Consider the following 19,764-nt stretch of genomic DNA (forward strand, 5'->3'; position numbering starts at 1 on the left):
TGTTGCGAAGCTAACAGACAATGCGACTTTGCCAAATGGTGTTAGGCCCGGTTATCCAGTTGAGCCCGAACGGATATTCGCCCTAAACGTGTAGCATGATAGGGTCCGCCATTTTTCGACGCGATGAGCCTGCGCCGCTTGAGTTTTTGAAACACGCCAAGCGTACAATCTTCGAGTGTCCACCCTTCGCGGGTGATGCAATTGACGCGGAAAATTTTTCCGGCTTCGTTTTTCTCAACCAGAATGCCGCCACCACGGGCGAGTGCATGGAGCGTTTTTTGCTCCGCCTTAGAAATGTTCATGGATAAATCCGAGATGTATCGCTAAATCTGGGCGCGCAAAAACACTCCTACCGCCGTTGGCAATCGGTGTTTTTAATGCGCCGTTACAGTCGGCTTAGTTGGATACAATCTCAGACATAAAATTCGCACTTGCTGCGTATGTCGGACTTCTACCGTCAGCATGCGCATCATGCAACATCAAAACGTCACGAAGAGAGACCCCGGGGGGAGGTCCCTGCTCCGTGACATCTGTCGACATTAGTTCATGTCGACAAGCGGCTCATCCGCGATCAACACCGTCGGATCAGATTGATAGCCTTGGCTTTCTGCCTCAGCGACACGCATTTTCTCACGTCCTGTTGCGATCATTTCATTGCCTGTCCGCACCATGGATTCACCATTGGCAATCTCCAGTTGTGCGTCGCTCACGCGGGATTTTTGCTTCTCCACCCGCTTATAGGCATCGCTCCAATCATCCGCCGCTTTCTTCAGCGCTTTGATCTCTGTCTCGACCGCAGATGGCATTGAAGCGCCGCCGAATCCTGCAACCAATCGCACATAGGCCGCACGCTGTTCGTCAGATTCGGTGACCGCCTTGTTCAGCTTTTCAGTCGCTTTGCGCTCGTCTTTTTGCGCTTTGCGGATCAGCTTGCCGCCCTCTTCCACGTGCTCAAGGCCAGTCATTTCCTGACGACGGCCATCAACCCATTGAGACGACAGCGCAGCTGCGTTTTGCATTTGGCTATTGGAAACCGACAATGGCGCAACAATTTCAGCGCTCTTACTCGCGCAGGCACCGGTCGCGCTCAATGACATAATCGCCAGAGCGGCAGCAGCGGTTTTAAGCATTTGTTTGGTCATGGATCAGTCCTTTCGTTTGGGCCGGACACATCTGTGCCGGTCACCCTAACAATGTCGGGTCTGACAAACCATTTTGCAAACGAATATAATTGCATGATAATATCGAAAATATCGAATTAAAGAGGGCTCGATGGATATCACCACCGCAAAAACATTCCTTGCCGTGATCGAAGGCGGCAGTTTCATTGCCGCCGCCCGTCGGGTGCACGTCACGCAATCAACCGTAAGCGCCCGGATAAAGGCACTTGAAGACCAGCTCGGGAAAACGCTTTTCGTTCGGACAAAATCGGTATGCGACCTGACCCCGGCGGGACATCAATTCCGCCGCTATGCGCGGGCGATGGTGCGAGCATGGGAAGAAGCAAAACATCAGGTGGCCGTCCCCGATGGATTTGACGACACGCTGATCGTCGGCGGCCAGTACAGTCTTTGGAACAGGCTTTTATTGTGGTGGGTGCCCGCCTTCAGGGAAGCCATGCCAAAAGTTGCACTTCGTTGTGATATCGGCATGCCGGCAAGAATGATGCGCGCGATGGCCGAAGGCGTCATGGATATGGCTGTCATCTACCAGCCCGAACACCGCCCCGGTATTATCGTTCGCGAACTGATCGAAGACCATCTTGTGATGGTGACAACCGATCCATCTACATCTTTTGCAGAGAATTATATTTATGCGGATTGGGGGGATGCTTTCCGCGACATGCATGCGGCTGCGTTCCCTGAATTGGTCACACCAGCATTAACGCTGGAGCTTGGCGCACTGGGCGTCAATATATTGCTGAACAATGGCGGAGCCGCCTATTTCCCCGAACGCATCATTGCGCCACATCTTGCGAAAGGATTGCTCCACCTTGTGCCGAATACACCAGTTTTTCCTTATCCGGCCTATGTCGTTTTTCAGGAAAATTTTTCATCGCCAAAAATTATGGAACGCGCCCTAAGCACGCTCGACGACATCGCACAGCAATCACAGAACGGCGGTTTACCGCAGCCTTATTGGATGTAATCAGCGCACGTACGAAGCGCCGTTAATATCAAATGTTGATCCGGTCGCTGCGGGTACAGCCCCCGACAATAGAAATACGCTGGTGGCTGCAACTTCTTCCGGAGTGGCAACACGGCCGAGCGGGATCTCCTTTACCGCTTGCGCGCGCTTTTCAATATCTTCAGGGGCCATGCGTGTTTCCACAAAGCCAGGCGCGATGGCGTAAAACAAAATGCCTTCACCGGCCAATGACCGGGCAAAGGTTTTGGTCATGGCCAGCACCGCGCCTTTTGATGCCGCATAGGCCGAATGATCCGGCCCATCACCGCGATGCCCGGCCCGGCTCGCAACATTAACAATGATGCCGCCAGATTTACGGCCCTGAAAATGAGCAATCGCGGCGCGGCAGATATCGGCCGGGGCCTGCACATTGATCGCCATTGTCTTGGCCCAGAGGTCCTGCCATTCCGCGTCATCGCTTTCCAATGGCGTTGCGATATAAGCCCCCGCATTATTAAGGACCGCATCAATCTGGCCCGCTTTGGCAACGGCCTTTTCGACCAAAGCCGCCCCTGCGCCGTCTTTGGTGAAATCTTGATAGAGGAATTCATCTGCGCTCTGGCCGATCGCCTCAGCGGCTTTGGCCGCCGCATCGCTCTTGGCGCTGGCATGAAGAATGATCTTGGCCCCTGCCTTGTGACAGGCAAGCGCGCTCGCCGCGCCGATCCCGCGTGCAGCCCCGGTGATCAGGATGGTTTTGCCGTTTAGGTCATTCATGCCGGTCTCCCTAGTCTTTTGGGGGCAATTGGCGTGATCACCGCCCACGGGTCAAGGCGAAATCACGGGGACAACAGGCCGCTTTGATAGCTCATTTGCCTCCCCCGCTTGAAATTTCAGCTATCCTCGGCATAAACGGGTCCAATCCACGCTAAATGACGAAGGAAGAGGTCCCCATGGCCGGGCATAGTAAATGGGCGAATATCCAGCACCGTAAGGGTCGCCAGGACGCCAAGCGTTCGAAAATGTTTTCGAAGCTGTCAAAAGAGATCACCGTTGCCGCGAAAATGGGCGCGCCAGATCCGGAATTTAACCCGCGTCTGCGTCTTGCGATCATGGCGGCGAAAGCCCAGTCCATGCCCAAGGACAATATTGACCGCGCCATCAAGAAATCGACCAATGCCGACGAAGCCGCGTTCGAGGAAATCCGTTACGAAGGATTTGGCCCGGCGGGCGTTGGCCTGATCGTCGAAGCATTGACCGATAACCGTAATCGCGCCGCCAGCGAGGTCCGCACGATCTTTTCGAAAAATGGCGGTAATCTCGGCGAAACCGGATCGGTTTCGTTCATGTTCGATCTTGTCGGCTATATTGAATATGCCGCCGAGGTCGCAACCGAGGACGAAATGCTTGAAGCGGCCATCGAAGCGGGGGCCGATGATGTTCAGTCATCCGAGGACAGCCACGAAATCTATTGTGCCTTTGACCAGCTCAACGAAGTCAGCACGGCACTAGAGAAAACCTTTGGCGAGGCGCGTTCGGCCAAGCCGATCTGGAAACCGCAAAACACAATCGACGTCGAAGGCGACAAAGCGGCGACGCTGCTCAAGCTGATGAACGCGCTTGATGATTGCGACGACGTACAGAATGTCTATGCGAATTTTGAAATTTCCGACGAGGAGATGGAGCGGCTGGCGGACTAAGCGCGCTTGCCACACCTGCGCCCGCCTGTTAGAGCGGCAAACCTTTTGAACTCAGATCCGTGAGAGCCATATGAAAATCAACGGCAATGAAATCCGCCCCGGCAATGTCATCGAACACCAAGGTGGCCTGTGGGCAGCCGTCAAAATCAACGCAGTGAAACCGGGCAAAGGCCCTGCCTATGCGCAGGTTGAGCTGAAAAACCTGATTGATGGCCGCAAGATGAACGAACGCTTCCGCGCATCAGAAACCGTTGAGCGGGTTCGCCTCGAACAAAAAGACCACACCTATCTCTACCAAGAGGGCGACATGCTGGTCTTTATGGATCAGGAATCATACGAGCAGATTTCAATTCCAACAGACATGATCGGCGAGCGAGCGGCTTTCCTTCAGGACGGTATGGCCGTCACGATCGAAAGCCATGAAGGCCGCCCGATTGGTGTTGCCCTGCCCGAACATGTGACGCTTGAGATCACCGAAACCGAACCAACGGTAAAAGGTCAGACGGCTTCATCATCATACAAACCATCGACGGTTGATAATGGCCTGCGCATTATGGTGCCGCCTTATATGAGCGTTGGCGAAAAAATTGTCGTCAACACTGAGACCCTCGAATTTGTAAAACGCGCGGATTAATCTCCCGCGCCGCTTACGGGGCGTTTTTCTCCGTCCAGAACCACACCCCAAACGCCAATATCCGGCCATTCAGCGCCCCGCACCACCAGCGGGTTTTCCGACAAGATCGTGAAATCCGCCCGCTTGCCTGGCGCAATTGACCCTAACTCATCCTCAAGCCCTAATGCGTATGCCGCATCAATCGTGATGGCTTCCAGCGCTTCGTAGGCGGACATTTTTTCTGAGGGCGTCAACACACCGCCCTCACGGGTGGCACGGGTCATTTGAACACTCGCGGCCAAAAGCGGCAATGGCGGCGCAAGCGGCGCATCGGAATGAAGCGTGACCGGCACCCCGGCCGCCGATAATGACGCTAATGGGGAAATCCACTGCCCGCGCTCAGGCCCCAATGGCGCTTGATAGGCCTCCCCTAGGTAAAATACATAATGGCTCGCCGCAGAAACGGCTGCGCCAAAAGCACCGGCCTTCGCCACATGATCGGGCGAGAACAATCCGCCATGTTCGATCACGAAGCGCAAATCCTGGTTCCGGTTACGAAGCGCGGCCAAGGCCGCAAGCGTCGCCGATTGCGCCTCATCACCGTTCGAATGAATGCGCACGGCAAGCCCGGCATCCCAATAAGGGGCGATCACCGATGTAAGCTCATCGGGCTTGATGACCCAAAGACCTTGCGATCCTTCGGATTGGCCCGCCAAATATCCCGGCTCGGAAACCCGCATGGTTTGGGAATAAAACGCCGCATCCGCAAAAAACTTGACCTGCGGCAATACGGGTGCGGGCGTGCCGCGTGCGCCCGAAACCATATCTTTGATGGTTTCTACGCGCTTATCGCCAAATTTTTTCTCAAAGGCCCGATGCTCCGGAACCAGATAAAGCCGGTAACCGCTATGTGCCGGTGATTGCCAGTTCACTTTGATATTGAGGTCTTCCAGCCCCAAACCGAACGCGCCATAGCCCAAATCAGCAACCGTCGTGACACCGCCTTCGCGCAATAATTTTGAAAACCCATCAAGGCCCTTTTTGATCTTGAACGGATTCATCAGAACACCGCCTAATGTTTCGAGCAAATACGGCACCGCATCTTCGAAGACCCGGCCCGTCGGCAGGCCATCTTCGCCCAGCGGCACGCCTTCGAATTTTTCGTGCAAGGACGCATCGATCTTTGCCCATTCGAGCGCCGCAGAATTCAGATAAAAATCATGGCTCGAATAATGCCAAATGATCAAAGGGCGATCAGTCGTTACTGCATCAAGATCATGTCGATCAAGCGGGCCATGGACGAGATCATGAAAGCCATAAATCACCAAGGGCTCGCCGGGTTTTGCCTCGGCCTCTACCGCACGCACCCGCGCAAAAAATGCTTCGCGCGTGGGATATCCATCGCGCATGCCATCAGGTGTCGCCATCGGCCAAGGCGGCGCAGTGGGCACCGCATATTGCAGCGATGAAAGTACCATATGGATATGCGGATCGATGAAACCGGGAACAATGAACTGATCCGCAAATGTTTCGTCTATCCGCGCGTCAGGGTAATTCGCGGTCAGTGTCTGGCGCGCACCAACGCCAAGGATGCGCCCGTTTTGTACCGCCACGGCCTCGGCGATTGTGTCTGGCCCATTGACCGTTACCACGCCCTTTGCCGGGTAGATCACAATCTCGTCGCGCTCTGGCATGAAACGCCAGCCAATAATGACCAGCAGAACAGCAACGATCGCAGCAATAATCCAACGCATAAGCAAGGCTCCTTTGCCTTAGCTTATGGCACCATGCGCAATGGCGACAACAACCCTGCGCAGTGATTAATTGTCGATTTTAAGGGCCTTGATAAACGCCTCTTGCGGGATTTCGACCCGGCCGAACTGGCGCATCTTTTTCTTACCGGCTTTTTGTTTATCGAGCAGCTTGCGCTTACGCGAAGCGTCACCGCCGTAACATTTTGCGGTCACGTCTTTACGCATTGCGGAAATGGTTTCCCGTGCAATCACCCGGCCACCGATAGCGGCCTGAATCGGGATTTTAAACATATGGCGCGGGATCAGGTCTTTCAGCTTTTCACACATCGCCCGGCCACGGGTCTGTGCCTTGTCGCGGTGCACCACGATTGATAGCGCATCAACCGGCTCGTCATTTACCAAAACCTGCATCTTGACGAGATCGCCCGGACGGTGATCCGTGATCTGATAATCAAAACTTGCATAACCCTGCGAGACTGATTTCAGGCGATCATAAAAGTCGAACACAACTTCGTTCAGCGGCAATTCATACACCAGCATCGCCCGCGTCCCCGCATAGGTCAGGTTTTGCTGAATACCGCGACGTTCCTCGCAGAGCTTCAGGATGCCGCCGAGATATTCATCCGGTGCCATGATCGTCGCTTTAATCCACGGCTCTTCGATATGGTCGATCCGTACAGGGTCTGGCATATCTGCCGGATTGTGCAATTCCTGCATCGAACCGTCGGTCAAATGGATGTTGTAAACAACGCTCGGCGCAGTGGTGATAAGGTCGAGATTGAATTCCCGCTCCAGACGCTCGCGAATAATTTCGAGGTGTAAAAGCCCAAGGAAACCACACCGGAAGCCAAACCCAAGCGCGGCAGAGGTTTCCATCTCGAACTCAAAGCTCGCATCATTAAGGCGGAGCTTGCCCATTGCGGCCCTGAGATCTTCAAAGTCATTCGCATCAACAGGGAAGATACCACAGAAAACAACAGGCACGGATGGCTTGAAGCCCGGCAGGATATCTGCGGTCGGGCGCTTGTCATCGGTGATCGTGTCACCAACGCTCGTATCCGCGACTTCCTTGATCGAGGCCGTTAAATAGCCAATCTCGCCGGGGCCAAGCTCTGCGACCGGGGTCTTTTTCGGCGTCGATACACCGACCTGATCGACCGTATAGACCGCATCAGCACCCATCATGCGGATACGCATTCCCTTCTTCAGGGTACCGTCGATGATACGGACGAGAACCACAACACCCAGATAAGCGTCATACCAACTATCGACCAAGAGCGCTTTGAGCGGTGCGTCCACATTCCCCGTTGGGGCCGGAAGGCGCGTGACAATCGCTTCGAGAACTTCGTCAACGCCGACGCCCGTCTTTGCAGAAATCTCAAGCGCCTCGGAGGAATCGATTCCGATCACATCTTCGATCTGATCTTTGACCCGATCGACATCCGCCGCAGGCAGATCCACCTTGTTCAGTACGGGCACAATTTCGAGATCAACGTCAATTGCCTGATAGACATTGGCGAGGGTCTGGGCCTCGACGCCCTGGCTGGCATCAACCACCAAAAGCGCCCCTTCACACGCATAGAGCGAGCGCGAGACTTCATAGGTGAAATCCACATGCCCCGGCGTGTCGATAAGGTTTAGGACATAGGTCTCGCCATCCTTGGCCTTATAATTAAGGCGCACGGTCTGGGCCTTGATGGTGATCCCGCGTTCGCGCTCAATCTCCATGGAATCGAGAACCTGGCTCTTCATCTCCCGGACGGTCAGGCCACCGGTGAGCTGAATCAAACGGTCAGCCAGCGTGGATTTCCCGTGGTCGATATGAGCAACGATGGAGAAGTTTCGGATATTTTTGAGCGGCGTCATAAATCTGGGTGTAACAAAGGACCAAACAAAACCCCAGCGGTAAATGCGGGGCCAGCGAGGCATATAGACGGGGCGGCGCTTGGGGACAATGGCCCAGCCCAGACAATCGTCGTCAGGCCGCCCTGATTGGCCCTGAGCGCATAAAAAAACCCGACCGCATGGCGGCCGGGCTTCTCTCACTGGGTAGGGGTCGTTTTATGAGCGCGCTTTGAGAGCGTCGCGAATTTCTTCGAGCAGAACCTCTTGGCGTGGTGGTTCCGGGGCTTTGGCCGGCGCTTCTTCCTGCTTTTTCTTGAGGTTGTTGATGCCCTTGACCAAGAGGAAGACGGCGAAAGCAACAATCAGGAATGAAATGACATTGTTGATAAATGTGCCATAGGCAATCACGGGGGCACCGGCTTCTTCCGCCGCCGCGAGGCTGTCATATTCGATATCGGTCAGATTGATGAAAAGGTCGGAGAAATCGACCCCGCCCAAGGCGAGACCGATTGGCGGCATAATAATATCGCTGACAAGCGATTTTACGATCGTACCAAATGCGCCACCGATAATGATACCGACGGCCATATCGACCACATTACCCTTTACGGCAAATTCCTTGAATTCCTTGATCATGCCCATAGCTCTGGTCCCTTCATGCTTCGCGCGCCCGATTGCAGCGAGCTGCGTTTGTTGCGGTCTCCCCCCGCGAGATTGTGACTAGCTTTTTCCTGATGGAACCGTCAGCCACCTGCAGGCCGAATCATCGGCAACCATTGTGCTAATATGATTTGCGATTAGCGCAAACAGAGAAGGGCTTCTGTCAGTACACTTTCATGATGTCGCTTAGGGGCTTTTTGCGCAGTGCATGTTGCGGCACTTTCGCCTCAGCCACAGGATAGCCCGCAACAATTAGAAGAAACGGTTTCTCCGTTGCCGGACGACCTAATTTTTCGTTCAAAAACCCCATTGGTTTTGGCGTATGGGTGAGCACGCTCAATCCCGCTTGATGCAATGCGGCAATCAAAAAGCCGCTCGCAATGCCGACGCTTTCATTGATGTAATAGTTCTTTTTATCCATGCCCGCCTCGACACCGCCACGCCGTTGCGCAAAGACCGCAATCAGCCATGGCGCTTTTTCGAGAAACGGTTTTTCTGCATCGGTACCGATTGGCGCAAGCGCATCAAGCCATTCATCGCCCGCGCGCCCGCCATAAAACGCTCGCTCTTCTTCCTCTGCGGCCAGGCGGATTTCGCGCTTTACATCCGGATCACAGACAAGACCAAAAAACCAGGGCTGATGGTTTGCGCCCGACGGGGCTAACCCCGCCGCCGCAATACAACGCTCCATAATTTCGAGCGGCACAGGATCGCTGGAAAATTCCCGCACGGTGTGGCGGGTTTTCATGGCCTCCAGAAATATGTCCGAACGCTCAAACGCTTCTGTATCGTCCAGCCGGTTGAAATGCCCTAACGCATCCAGTGTTGTAAATTTCGCATCAGACATAAAACGCTTCTCCGGCTACAGATACTTTTTTAAAATAACGGACCCGGATCATCTATTTCCGTATAGGTTCGCCCTTCGCCCGCGGACACCTCACCATCATGGGTGATATGGCTCGATTTAATATCGATTTTGCCATCACCGAAAATCACTTCACTGCGGACTTCGCGATAGGTATCATGGCCGATGACCGCCTCAATCGCCGTGAAGCCAGTATCGGTCTGCTCCAATGTGCCAGAGGTCATGAACCCGGCGGTCGTGAAATAATGAAAAACATACTCTTTGGCGGCTTCGTCGAAAAAGAAAATCGTTCGGCCGCCATAGCTGCCATCGTCGAGACGATGCGTCGCCTGAAATGCGCGCCCATCCAAGATCATCTCGTAACGGGCAATATCGACAATCTTTTTGCCATCCGGCCCGGTGCCCTCACCGCGCCAAGCCTTGCCAACCAACGGCTCGAAAATTGCCATTGGCGCATAGCCGGGTTTCGGCACCTCCGCCGCCCATGACGACGACAACAAACAAAACACGCTTACGCAAAATCCGAAAATAAGTTTCTGCACTGTCTTGTCCTCCCCTGTTGTTGGTGGCCACTGTTGTTAGCGGCGGCCAAATAACCGCTCAATATCGGCAAGTTTCAACTCAACATACGTTGGTCGCCCATGGTTGCACTGGCCCGAATGGGGCGTCGCTTCCATCTGGCGTAAAAGGGCGTTCATCTCGTCGCCGGTCAAACGACGGCCCGACCGAATAGACCCGTGACAGGCCATTGACGAACAAACTTCCTCCAATCGCTCTTTCAGCGCAAGACTTTCGCCAATCGCCGAAAGATCATCACATAGGGATTGGACCAGCCCTTTAATATCAACCTCGCCGAGCATTGCCGGGGTTTCGCGGACCATGATCGCATCATCGCCGAAACGCTCCATGACCAGACCAAGGCCTGCAAATTCATCGAGCCGCGGTTCAAGCCGCGCAACTTCATCTGCCGTCAGATCAACGATCTCTGGCAACAACAAGCCCTGACTGGCGACGCTGCCTTCGGCCAATGCGGTTTTCATTTTCTCATAGACAAGCCGCTCATGCGCCGCATGCTGATCAACGATAACCAAACCGTCCTGCGTCTGCGCAACGATATAGGTTTCATGCAATTGTGCCCGCGCCGCGCCCAATGGCTTGTCGGTAAGCGGCGTTTGCGGAATCTCCGGCTCGGTGCGGGCGCTTGGCACGCTTGTTTCGTCAAAGGCACGCTGCGCATCACCTAGCCCGGACATAGGCTCCGCTAAGGACGCTGGGCGCTGAAACGGATTTGGCGCAGGGGAATAGCCCTTTGATTGCGGCATGAAAGGCGAAACATTTTCAGAGGATTGCGGCGACATGCGGCCTAATGCGTAGTTACTGACTGTGGTCGAGGCACGATGCCCCGCCGCCGCCAAGGCATGACGCAGCGCGCTGACGAGAAGCCCGCGCACGCTGCCCGCATCGCGGAACCGCACTTCGGTCTTTGCCGGATGCACATTGACGTCCACAAGCTCCGCGGGAATATCCAGAAACAGGGCCACCGCCGGGTGCCGATCACGGGCCAGAAAATCCGCATAGGCACCGCGCACCGCACCAACAATCAGCTTATCGCGGACAGGCCGTCCGTTTACGAACAAAAATTGTTTATCGGGCAAGCCGCGATTGAAGGTCGGCAGACCGGCAAACCCGCTCACATGTGCGTTGTCGCGTTCCGCATCAATCGCCAATGCGTTTTCCGCGAAATCCCGGCCCATAATTGCGGAGAGCCGTTTGAGCCTTCCGTCCTCATCCGGCGTTTCTGCCGCGAGGTTTAAAATCTTTCGGCCTGACGAGGTGAGCGTAAAAGCAACATCATGACGCGCCATGGCGAGCCGCCGCACGGCCTCACCGATTGCTGTTGATTCTGCCTGATCGGATTTCAAAAACTTCAATCGCGCGGGGGTTGCATAAAAAAGATCACGCACCTCAATCCGCGTACCATGGCCGCCAAAGGCAGCCGGCGACGGGCCAGATAATGCTCCGCCTTCAACCGACAATGCCCATCCATCAACCGGCGCGTCAGATTGCGGACGGGACGTCATGGTAAGCCGCGCAACCGCACCAATAGAGGGCAGCGCTTCGCCGCGAAAACCCATCGTTGCAATGTTCATCAGGTCATAATCGCCATCATTGGCGGGCTTGAGTTTTGAGGTGGCATGACGCTCCACCGCGAGCTGCAATTCTTCCGGCGACATGCCGCAGCCATCATCGGTGACCACCAGACGGGACTTACCACCATGCTTGATCTCGATATCTATGCGGCTCGCCCCGGCATCGAGCGCATTTTCCACAAGCTCTTTCACGGCAGCGGCCGGACGCTCAATCACCTCGCCAGCAGCAATGCGGTTCACCGCACCGGGCGGCAAACGATGAATGCGCGGCGCGTGACCGTTATTCTGGTTGGGGGCGGAATTTTTGGAATGCTGTACTGTTCGATTCGTCATAATCGTTTATGGCAAAGTCAAAGCCGGGTTCAAACACCGGGGCGGTAGAATATCGCGATAAATTCTCAATTAGCAGCATTATGGATAGCATAACATCGCTGCGCGGGCTAAAATGAATTAATCAACTATGACACATAAAAAATATCATGGTTTGATCTTAGTCATGCATAATAATGAAAAGACGAAGAAGATTGTTTAGGGAGGTCAATCTTTGCGCGACGATATCGATACCTTTATTCAGGATACACTCTACATTACTGAGCGTACCGCTTTGCGACGCTATTTCATCGATTTTATGAAAAAATACGGTTTCGATATGATCAGCTATCATTACGTCGCTGATAATTTTCGAAAAATCCCAATTGAAACCGCCTTTCCGATCAACACGCTCCCGTCCTGGTGGAACGAAACCTATATCGAATCCGATTATTTCGAGATTGACCCCGTTGCGGAAGAAGCGCGCAAAAACCCGCTGCCGTTTTACATTCCTGACATTGCAAAGCGTAGTGACCTGACACCGGCGCAAAAGGCGTTTCTCGACGATCTCGACACCGCTGGCATCCATAACAGTATTGCGGTGCCGGTCTATGCGCGGTTGGGCGAGATCGCACATTTCTGTCTTGGCAAGCACGGGGCAAAAGAAGTCAAACTTTCCCTTGCTGAACTACTTGAAATTCAAGCCATATGCCAACACATGCATATACGCTTCAACGAAATCTCTAAAAAACGTCCCGCACCCAAACTATCCGTGCGGGAAGTTCAGGTTCTTGAGTTGATTGCGCGCGGTAAAAGCAACACCGCCATTAGCAAAGATTTGGGTGTCTCGCCGAATACGATCGACACCTTGGTACGCCGATGTTTCGAAAAATTAGGCGTTACGTCACGCGTAGAAGCCGCGTTGGCGGGCGTGGGGCAAGGGCTAATCCTGCCCTGACAAGGCCGAGACAAAAAGTCTCACACGTATACGAATATTTTCAGATGACTGCCTGACGGTACCTGTTTAGAAGCCGCGGCCCGGCAATAATAAAGAGAAAAATAATGCCTGATCTAAAAACCATTAGCGGATTAAGCGCTATGATTGCGTCGCGCCGAACGGTTGCGCAATTACTGGCGCTATTTGATGAATTCGTCGAAGATTGTGGCGCCGTTGCGAGCTATGGGTTTGCATTCGCCTATGGCCAATATGATGAGCCCGCCCTATTGGCACCTTTACACTGCACTTTTCCGGAAAGCATATTGAAGTTCTATACGGGTAATGCGGTCATGGCCGTCGATCCGATTGCCAGGGCCGCCCTCGCTTCATCCGTACCCGTCAAATATAGCGCGCTAAAAAAGGAAACCGACGAAGTTCCCCTGATGAAGGAACTGCTGCGTCAGATGGCAGAACACGGCATACGCGATGGCCTTTCGATGAAAACGCTCTCGCGGCCGGGGCGCATCATTTACATTTCACTTGGCTTTCCGCATTCCGCCGATAAAATCTCGGAATACGATATCAGGCGCCTGCGAAGCGCGATGGAAATCTTTGTGCGCCACGGGGCGAGTTTGCCGGATAACCCGGTCGACCAGCATATCGTCAAGCCGCTCTCCGACAAGGAAGTCGAAGTCATGGCGCAGGTCGCGCGGGGCGCATCGAACAAGGAAATTGCGCGGTCAATGAATGCGTCGGTGGGCGCGATAAACAACATTGTCAGCCGTAGTTTTGAGAAACTGAACTCAAGCTCGCGCCCGCAAGCCGCCATGACTGCGTCACGCCACGGGCTGATTATCGGCGACAAAGATTAGTACATACGAACTATTCAATTGATATTGATTATCACCACAAGACAGATTCCCACAGTTTTTTGCCAATAATCGATTTTTTCTGCCAACGCCCTTTCTTCAAAGGCGCTATTAATATAGTATTTGTATGTTATTTTATATTAGTACACCTTATCTAATTGACAGGGTAAATCACGTGACAGACAGCAAAATATAAAATGACTAGGTAGAGAACATTGCTAATTTTCAAAGTGGGGGAGCCACGATGAATGTCACGTATCTGACAAAAGAAATTGAATCGATCCGGAACGGCGCTTCACCTGCGGGTGCTGAGCGCACCGACCACCACAGACAGCTGTTCGAGGTGTTCCGGAAGATTGAAAATGCGCTGGCGGTTAATCCCGACCCCGATGCCCCAGAAACCGCAGCGCGTATCGACGGGCTTATTGAAGCTCAGACGGTCGTCATCCGTACCGCGGCGACACTACCTGCCCGCAGCACGGAAGACCTTTTGTACAAGCTTGCGATTTGGCGTTGGGATTCGCCGGATTTAGACAAGCCAGTGAATGAGATGAATCGCGCTGATGCGATCGCTTACACTGCCTTCAGGGATCTCGCGAATATCCTAAGCGACGATTCCGCGTTGAAGGAAACCGACCATAGCAATTGAGTGAGCGAAGGAATTATTTCTCCCCCCATTCCGACGTTACCTTAATTGTCTTGCGGAGAAACGCGGCTCGAAAGAGCCGCGTTTTTTCGTTGTGACGTGTCTGAAGCCGGCTAAGCGGGCCTAAAATACGCCCGGCAATTTGAGCGATTTTGACTGCTCGATCTCAACCTTGCCTTCTTCGCCGATCACCGCCTTGATGGCTTTCTCACGTGCTGCCATCCATTCTTCGGGATTCTCGACCTGAAGCGGTGCAGCCGAATCATCGACCTCACCATCAAGGAAATTCCAGAACATGATCTGGTTTGCGAGGCTTCGGTCTTTTTCACCACGGCCACCACTTTCGGCGTCAAGAACCGCACGGATTGACGGGTCTGAGCCAAGCGCATTGGCCTTGCGCAGCAACAGTTGCTCGCCCTGGGTTGGCGGCTGTGCCGTAGAGTCACCGAGCAACACCTGCTGTGCGCGCTCAGATGGTGACAATTCCTGCGGACGTGATTCGCCGGGACGTGGTGGACGCAGCGCATAATCTGGCGGCACCACGAGCGGCGCTTTGGTTGCGATCGCAAATTCATCGGGTGCGTTCTTGCCGCCACCGACAGCCTTGCCGATGCCGCAGCCGCTGGTCAGAACCGCCACCGCAATCGCTGCGACCGTCATTTTTAATGCTGAATTCGAAATCATTGGATATTCACTCCACGCCTAATAGCGCCCCTTTGGTCGCGCACTATAACGAAGCGCGCGATACACGCAAACGCCCATTCACGCTGTCAGGCATTTTTGGATTCGTCGGATGAAGGCATATCGCGGGTTTGCCACGCATCCAACAATAGAAATGCAATCCCGACATTAATGGCGCTATCGGCGATATTGAAAACCCACGGAAAGCCGATCCCTGAAAAATCAAGAAAATCGACCACAAACCCATAGGCCACGCGGTCATAGAGGTTACCCAATGCGCCCCCAATAATGAAGGCAACGCCGATTGCCGCAATCGGCCGGGTCAACCGGCCCAGCCAGATGGCCAAAGCGCCAGCCACCCCAATCGACACCAGCGAAAGAATAACCCGCATGCCCGATAGCATGCCAAAACTTGCGCCGGGGTTTTCGAGATAGGTCAGGTCAAAAATCCCGGAGATTTCGATCTTTCCAATCTCAGGCAGGCCGACCACATGAACAATCCAGTATTTCGATGCCTGATCAAGCAAGGCGACGACGAGCGCACCCACCAGCCCCCAAAGGAAGAACCGGTTTTGGCGCGCATCGGACCACCAGTCCGATGCGCCTTTGATCAGCTTCGAAATCTGAAACGATGATTGTGTCATGCGCCGCTATCCGATGCGCTGACCGCATCATCACAACGATGACATAGATCCGTTTCGACCTCTGGCAGAATGCGCCAGCACCGTTTGCATTTTTGGCCGCCTGCCTTTTGTGGCACGACAGCGACATCGATATTCTCTCCGTCAAGGCGGAAGGCATTATCAGGGGCCGCGTCACCACTAAACGTCGCGCCCGAGGTAATGAACAACTCCGCCGCATCAAGACCATCATAGGCACGCAGCATTTCAGCATCAGCCACATAAACGACAGGTGCCGCCTCAAGGCTTGCACCGATACGCTTTTCACGGCGTTCGACTTCGAGCGCGCCAGTCACGACACGGCGAACATCGCGGATCTTCCGCCATTTCGCAGCCAGCTCGTCATTGCGCCATTCAGATGGTGTTTCCGGGAAAAGCTGAAGGTGAACCGAACCATCCGCAGACGGATAACGCTCCTGCCATGCCTCTTCCATCGTGAACACACAGATCGGCGCGAGCCATGTGGTCAAACGGTCAAACACCGCCGACATGACCGTACGAGCCGAACGACGGCGCGTAGAATCCGGCCGGTCGCAGTAGAGGCTGTCCTTGCGGATATCGAGATAGAACGCCGATAATTCGAGCGAAGCGAAATCGAGGCATTTACGCCAAACGCCTTTGAAATCGAGCTTTTCATATCCCGCCCGCACTTCACCATCGAGAACCGAAAGACGGTGCAGGATATAGCGTTCAAGCTCCGGCATTTCCGATGGCGCGATCTTTTCGTCATCTCCGAATTCATGGAGTGCACCCAAAAGATAACGCATCGTATTGCGCAGCTTGCGATAGGCATCGACCGAAGAGCCAATAATTTCCTCTGACACCCGCACTTCGTCGGTGTAATCAGAGCTGGCCATCCATATACGGATGATCTCCGCACCATATTGGTTTACGACCTGCTCCGGTGCCATGACATTGCCGAGGGATTTCGACATTTTCCGGCCTTCACCATCGACCACAAAACCATTGGTCACGAGATGCCCATAGGGCGCACGACCCCGCGTGCCGCAGCTTTCGAGCAATGACGATTGGAACCAGCCACGATGCTGGTCGGAGCCTTCACAATAAATGTCAGCCGGCCAACGAAGGTCCGGACGATCTTCGAGCACAAAAGCATGGGTCGAACCAGAATCGAACCAGACGTCGAGAATATCGTCGATTTTCTCGTAATCATCGGCGGAATAATCCGCACCCAAGAACTCGCTCGCAGGCATATCGAACCAGGCGTCCGCGCCTTTTTCGGCAATCGCGGAAACAATGCGCTCATTGACCGCGTCATCCACAAGAACTTCGCCTGTTTCTTTATGGACAAAGATCGTGATCGGTACGCCCCATGCGCGCTGGCGCGAGATCAACCAATCAGGCCGCCCTTCGACCATGGTTCTGATCCGGTTGCGCCCTTGCGGCGGCGTGAATTTTGTCTCGTCGATGGCGTTGAGCGCATTCTCGCGCAGGGTCTTGCCGTTCTGCGTTGGTTTATCGAGCGCGATGAACCATTGCGGCGTATTCCGGAAGATCACGGGCGCTCGTGAACGCCATGAATGTGGATAGGAGTGTTTGATCCGGCCGCGTGCCAAGAGTTTTCCGTGGGCAATGAGCTGATCGATGACCGCTTTATTTGCGCCGCCATCTTTGCCCTTTTTCTTGCCCTCGATCACCAAAATTTGTTCGCCGGTAAAGCCCGGCGCTTCGTCTGTATAGACACCAAACTCATCGACCGTATAGGGGATTTCCGCCTGCGTACCAAAGGCACTGACCCAAGCGATATAGTCGTCCTGACCGTGGCCCGGTGCTGTATGAACAAAGCCGGTACCCGCTTCGTCAGTGACATGATCACCGGCCAAAAGTGGCACGTCGAATTCATAACCGCCGGCGAACCCTTTAAGCGGGTGCGCACAGTGCTGTCCTTCCAGCGCTGATGCAGGCACATCGCTGACCCGCTTCCATTCCTCGATCAACCCCGCTTCGCGCACGCTTTCCGCGAGAGCGTCAGACAGGACCAATTGATCACCGGGGGCCGACCATGGTTCAAAGTCTAGATCACCTTTCATGGCGACCACTTCGTAAAGACCATAAGACATTTTCGGCCCGTAACAGATCGCCCGGTTGCCGGGGATCGTCCACGGGGTCGTCGTCCAGATCACAACCGACGCGCCTTTGAATTCGCCGCCCTCCAGCGGGAATTTGACCCAGATCGTTGGTGACTGGTGATCGTGATATTCGATTTCCGCTTCGGCGAGCGCTGTTTGCTCAACTGGTGACCACATCACCGGCTTAGAACCGCGATATAAAAGCCCGGCTTTTGCAAATTTCAAAAGTTCCGACGCAATCCGGGCCTCTGAGGCAAAGGCCATTGTCGTGTACGGATTATCCCAATCGCCCTCACCGCCAAGACGCTTGAACTCTTCGCGCTGAATATCGAGCCATTTCTGCGCATAGACACGGCAGGCCGAGCGGAATTCAGAGGAAGGAACGTCGCGCTTCGCACGGCCCTTGCCGCGGAATTCCTCTTCGACTTTCCACTCGATCGGAAGGCCATGACAGTCCCAACCGGGAACGTAATTGGCGTTATACCCGGCCATTTGTTTTGAACGGACAATCAGATCCTTGAGGATCTTGGTCAGCGCCGTTCCCATATGGATATGCCCATTCGCATAGGGCGGCCCATCATGAAGGACAAAATCCTCGCGGTCCTTCGCATCGTCGCGAAGGCGCTGATAAAGGTTCATCTCCGACCAGCGCTTTAGCCATTGTGGCTCCCGCTTGGGCAGACCGGCCCGCATCGGGAAATCGGTCTTTGGAAGGAATAAGGTATCTTTGTAATCGCGGCCCTTGGTTTCATCTTCGGCCGATGCATCTGGCATCGTTTTTCTCTTCTCTATTCAAATCGCCCCCGCAGGAGCCAAAAAGGGTGAGCAAAGCCCGGTCCCGGCCGCCAATCACAAGCGCAAGCGCTGAGGCGTTACCGAGCCGGGCAAAGAATTCGCGCCCCGACCCCAATCGGGATGGTCGCGATGGAAAAACTGAACCGTGCCATCATCATTGCCCTATAACAGGCACGCCCGCCCCCGTCACGGGGGCGGGCGCATCGAACCCACATAAAATGTCAATTTTGTCGAAATGCCCCGTTCGGCCTGCGGCTAGATCAATTCCATCCGGTAAACGCGGCTCTCGCTCGCCTCGCAGGACATGGCCCGGGCCCAACGATCGCCGCCACGCTGCGCGGTGACAGTAGCGGTCATCATCCATGACCCGCCGCGATCCTCGACCGTATCGGGGCGGTAAGGCGCGGTGATCACGAAACCACGTTCCGCCAATGCCCCACGCGCCTGATCAAGACATACCTGATAGGCCGCATCAGGCGAGCCAGAATAACGACGCTCATCATTGCCGCCAGCCAGTTCATCATCATAACGATCATCTAGCGGTTCATCGTCATAGCGCCGATCCGCATAGCGGTCGTCGTCATACCGATCTTCGTAATAGGGATCATAGCGATACGCATCGCGGCGATAACGGTCATCATAATACCGATCACGGGCTCTTGCCTCAGCCCGATCCTCAGCCAATTCATTCAGGATAATCGCACCACCAATTACGCCAAGCGCAATCGCGGCTGCTTTGCCTCCGCCGCCGCCATGACGGTGGTGTCGACGGTGATGCCTGTGATGGCGATGACCGCGATAATGACCGCGGTGATAATTACTATATCCGGCATTATAATATCCGCCGCCGCCATAATAGCCGCTCGAATAACCAACGCTGACGCTGGAACCCGCCATCGAGGTTGCGCCCGCGCCAAACACCATCGCGACCGCCGCCGCCGCAAGCGACAATTTCCGCGCTTTTTGATTTCTGGATTTGCCTGACGTCATTACACAACCTCCACCGCCCGCGCGCAAAAGGCACAGGTCTATCACTTCGAGCC

The 19,764-nt window shown here is 54.4% G+C and carries 19 protein-coding genes; 6 read left to right on the forward strand and 13 right to left on the reverse strand.

The features are described from left to right. Positions 1-41: 41 nt before the first annotated feature. Together ABFZ83_RS11005 and ABFZ83_RS11010 are read right to left on the reverse strand one after the other, a co-directional pair. On the reverse strand, positions 42-302 hold the full coding sequence (locus tag ABFZ83_RS11005) for a YjhX family toxin (protein ID WP_411816601.1): 261 nt from the start codon (positions 300-302) through the stop codon (positions 42-44). Between the two features lie 237 nt (positions 303-539). Further along, positions 540-1,142, reverse strand: coding sequence for a hypothetical protein (locus ABFZ83_RS11010; protein ID WP_411816602.1), 603 nt, complete (start codon positions 1,140-1,142; stop codon positions 540-542). A gap of 130 nt (positions 1,143-1,272) precedes the next feature. Here ABFZ83_RS11010 and ABFZ83_RS11015 point away from each other — a divergent pair, with 130 nt between their 5' ends. Further along, a complete protein-coding gene (locus ABFZ83_RS11015) occupies positions 1,273-2,148 on the forward strand; it encodes a LysR family transcriptional regulator (protein ID WP_411816603.1) in 876 nt (291 codons plus the stop codon). Here ABFZ83_RS11015 and ABFZ83_RS11020 read toward each other — a convergent pair whose 3' ends face one another. Beyond that, entirely contained in the window at positions 2,149-2,904 is a 756-nt protein-coding gene (locus tag ABFZ83_RS11020) for an SDR family NAD(P)-dependent oxidoreductase (protein WP_411816604.1), read from the reverse strand. Positions 2,905-3,080: 176 nt separating this feature from the next. On the opposite strand from ABFZ83_RS11020, the gene ABFZ83_RS11025 reads away from it, so the two are divergent. Together ABFZ83_RS11025 and efp are read left to right on the forward strand one after the other, a co-directional pair. Then, the gene (locus ABFZ83_RS11025) at positions 3,081-3,827 is read left to right on the forward strand and encodes a YebC/PmpR family DNA-binding transcriptional regulator (RefSeq protein WP_411816605.1); all 747 of its coding nucleotides are present in this window, start codon (positions 3,081-3,083) and stop codon (positions 3,825-3,827) included. 70 nt (positions 3,828-3,897) lie between these two features. After that, entirely contained in the window at positions 3,898-4,461 is a 564-nt protein-coding gene (gene efp / locus ABFZ83_RS11030; RefSeq protein WP_411816606.1) for an elongation factor P, read from the forward strand. Here efp and ABFZ83_RS11035 read toward each other — a convergent pair. The 6 genes from ABFZ83_RS11035 to mutL all read right to left on the reverse strand — a co-directional run bounded on the left by ABFZ83_RS11035 (position 4,458) and on the right by mutL (position 12,047). Beyond that, positions 4,458-6,194, reverse strand: coding sequence for an amidohydrolase (locus tag ABFZ83_RS11035; protein ID WP_411816607.1), 1,737 nt, complete (start codon positions 6,192-6,194; stop codon positions 4,458-4,460). The genes efp and ABFZ83_RS11035 overlap by 4 nt on opposite strands. 66 nt (positions 6,195-6,260) lie before the next feature. Continuing rightward, positions 6,261-8,060, reverse strand: a complete 1,800-nt coding sequence (gene lepA / locus ABFZ83_RS11040; RefSeq protein ID WP_411816608.1) for a translation elongation factor 4 — start codon at positions 8,058-8,060, stop codon at positions 6,261-6,263. A 195-nt stretch (positions 8,061-8,255) separates the two neighbouring features. Then, the gene (gene mscL, locus ABFZ83_RS11045; protein ID WP_411816609.1) at positions 8,256-8,681 is read right to left on the reverse strand and encodes a large conductance mechanosensitive channel protein MscL; all 426 of its coding nucleotides are present in this window, start codon (positions 8,679-8,681) and stop codon (positions 8,256-8,258) included. A 181-nt stretch (positions 8,682-8,862) separates the two neighbouring features. Then, positions 8,863-9,546, reverse strand: coding sequence for a nitroreductase family protein (locus ABFZ83_RS11050; RefSeq protein ID WP_411816610.1), 684 nt, complete (start codon positions 9,544-9,546; stop codon positions 8,863-8,865). A gap of 29 nt (positions 9,547-9,575) precedes the next feature. Next, complete coding sequence (locus ABFZ83_RS11055) at positions 9,576-10,106, reverse strand: hypothetical protein (RefSeq protein WP_411816611.1); 531 nt, start codon at positions 10,104-10,106, stop codon at positions 9,576-9,578. Between the two features lie 36 nt (positions 10,107-10,142). Continuing rightward, entirely contained in the window at positions 10,143-12,047 is a 1,905-nt protein-coding gene (gene mutL / locus ABFZ83_RS11060; RefSeq protein WP_411816612.1) for a DNA mismatch repair endonuclease MutL, read from the reverse strand. A 211-nt stretch (positions 12,048-12,258) separates the two neighbouring features. Between mutL and ABFZ83_RS11065 the strand changes: the two genes are divergently transcribed. The 3 genes from ABFZ83_RS11065 (at position 12,259) to ABFZ83_RS11075 (ending at position 14,478) form a co-directional block, all read left to right on the forward strand. Continuing rightward, on the forward strand, positions 12,259-12,981 hold the full coding sequence (locus ABFZ83_RS11065; protein WP_411816613.1) for a helix-turn-helix transcriptional regulator: 723 nt from the start codon (positions 12,259-12,261) through the stop codon (positions 12,979-12,981). A gap of 104 nt (positions 12,982-13,085) precedes the next feature. Beyond that, positions 13,086-13,832, forward strand: a complete 747-nt coding sequence (locus ABFZ83_RS11070; protein WP_411816614.1) for a LuxR C-terminal-related transcriptional regulator — start codon at positions 13,086-13,088, stop codon at positions 13,830-13,832. 241 nt (positions 13,833-14,073) lie between these two features. Continuing rightward, positions 14,074-14,478 (forward strand): hypothetical protein, encoded by a 405-nt coding sequence (locus tag ABFZ83_RS11075; RefSeq protein WP_411816615.1) that lies wholly within the window; start codon positions 14,074-14,076, stop codon positions 14,476-14,478. 120 nt (positions 14,479-14,598) lie between these two features. On the opposite strand, the gene ABFZ83_RS11080 is transcribed toward ABFZ83_RS11075, so the two are convergent. From ABFZ83_RS11080 to ABFZ83_RS11095, 4 genes are all read right to left on the reverse strand, one after another. After that, the gene (locus ABFZ83_RS11080) at positions 14,599-15,159 is read right to left on the reverse strand and encodes a DUF3035 domain-containing protein (protein WP_411816616.1); all 561 of its coding nucleotides are present in this window, start codon (positions 15,157-15,159) and stop codon (positions 14,599-14,601) included. 86 nt (positions 15,160-15,245) lie between these two features. Continuing rightward, on the reverse strand, positions 15,246-15,800 hold the full coding sequence (gene lspA / locus ABFZ83_RS11085) for a signal peptidase II (protein ID WP_411816617.1): 555 nt from the start codon (positions 15,798-15,800) through the stop codon (positions 15,246-15,248). Beyond that, positions 15,797-18,700, reverse strand: coding sequence for an isoleucine--tRNA ligase (gene ileS / locus ABFZ83_RS11090; protein ID WP_411816618.1), 2,904 nt, complete (start codon positions 18,698-18,700; stop codon positions 15,797-15,799). Before ileS ends, lspA begins: the two co-directional genes overlap by 4 nt. A gap of 276 nt (positions 18,701-18,976) precedes the next feature. Then, entirely contained in the window at positions 18,977-19,711 is a 735-nt protein-coding gene (locus ABFZ83_RS11095; RefSeq protein ID WP_411816619.1) for a hypothetical protein, read from the reverse strand. Between the last annotated feature and the right edge of the window lie 53 nt (positions 19,712-19,764).

It is taken from the genome of Hyphococcus formosus (genome assembly GCF_046736345.1).
GTDB lineage: Bacteria > Pseudomonadota > Alphaproteobacteria > Caulobacterales > Parvularculaceae > Hyphococcus > Hyphococcus formosus.

Bases quoted from the DNA above. Each gene is read 5' to 3' on its own strand.
- ABFZ83_RS11035 (WP_411816607.1), bottom strand. From the start codon at position 6,194: ATGCGTTGGATTATTGCTGCGATCGTTGCTGTTCTGCTGGTCATTATT.
- lepA (WP_411816608.1), bottom strand. From the start codon at position 8,060: ATGACGCCGCTCAAAAATATCCGAAACTTCTCCATCGTTGCTCATATC.
- ABFZ83_RS11070 (WP_411816614.1), top strand. From the start codon at position 13,086: ATGCCTGATCTAAAAACCATTAGCGGATTAAGCGCTATGATTGCGTCG.
- ABFZ83_RS11025 (WP_411816605.1), top strand. From the start codon at position 3,081: ATGGCCGGGCATAGTAAATGGGCGAATATCCAGCACCGTAAGGGTCGC.
- ABFZ83_RS11015 (WP_411816603.1), top strand. From the start codon at position 1,273: ATGGATATCACCACCGCAAAAACATTCCTTGCCGTGATCGAAGGCGGC.
- ABFZ83_RS11080 (WP_411816616.1), bottom strand. From the start codon at position 15,159: ATGATTTCGAATTCAGCATTAAAAATGACGGTCGCAGCGATTGCGGTG.
- efp (WP_411816606.1), top strand. From the start codon at position 3,898: ATGAAAATCAACGGCAATGAAATCCGCCCCGGCAATGTCATCGAACAC.
- ABFZ83_RS11010 (WP_411816602.1), bottom strand. From the start codon at position 1,142: ATGACCAAACAAATGCTTAAAACCGCTGCTGCCGCTCTGGCGATTATG.
- ABFZ83_RS11095 (WP_411816619.1), bottom strand. From the start codon at position 19,711: ATGACGTCAGGCAAATCCAGAAATCAAAAAGCGCGGAAATTGTCGCTT.
- ABFZ83_RS11075 (WP_411816615.1), top strand. From the start codon at position 14,074: ATGAATGTCACGTATCTGACAAAAGAAATTGAATCGATCCGGAACGGC.
- ileS (WP_411816618.1), bottom strand. From the start codon at position 18,700: ATGCCAGATGCATCGGCCGAAGATGAAACCAAGGGCCGCGATTACAAA.
- ABFZ83_RS11020 (WP_411816604.1), bottom strand. From the start codon at position 2,904: ATGAATGACCTAAACGGCAAAACCATCCTGATCACCGGGGCTGCACGC.
- mscL (WP_411816609.1), bottom strand. From the start codon at position 8,681: ATGGGCATGATCAAGGAATTCAAGGAATTTGCCGTAAAGGGTAATGTG.
- ABFZ83_RS11005 (WP_411816601.1), bottom strand. From the start codon at position 302: ATGAACATTTCTAAGGCGGAGCAAAAAACGCTCCATGCACTCGCCCGT.
- lspA (WP_411816617.1), bottom strand. From the start codon at position 15,800: ATGACACAATCATCGTTTCAGATTTCGAAGCTGATCAAAGGCGCATCG.
- mutL (WP_411816612.1), bottom strand. From the start codon at position 12,047: ATGACGAATCGAACAGTACAGCATTCCAAAAATTCCGCCCCCAACCAG.
- ABFZ83_RS11050 (WP_411816610.1), bottom strand. From the start codon at position 9,546: ATGTCTGATGCGAAATTTACAACACTGGATGCGTTAGGGCATTTCAAC.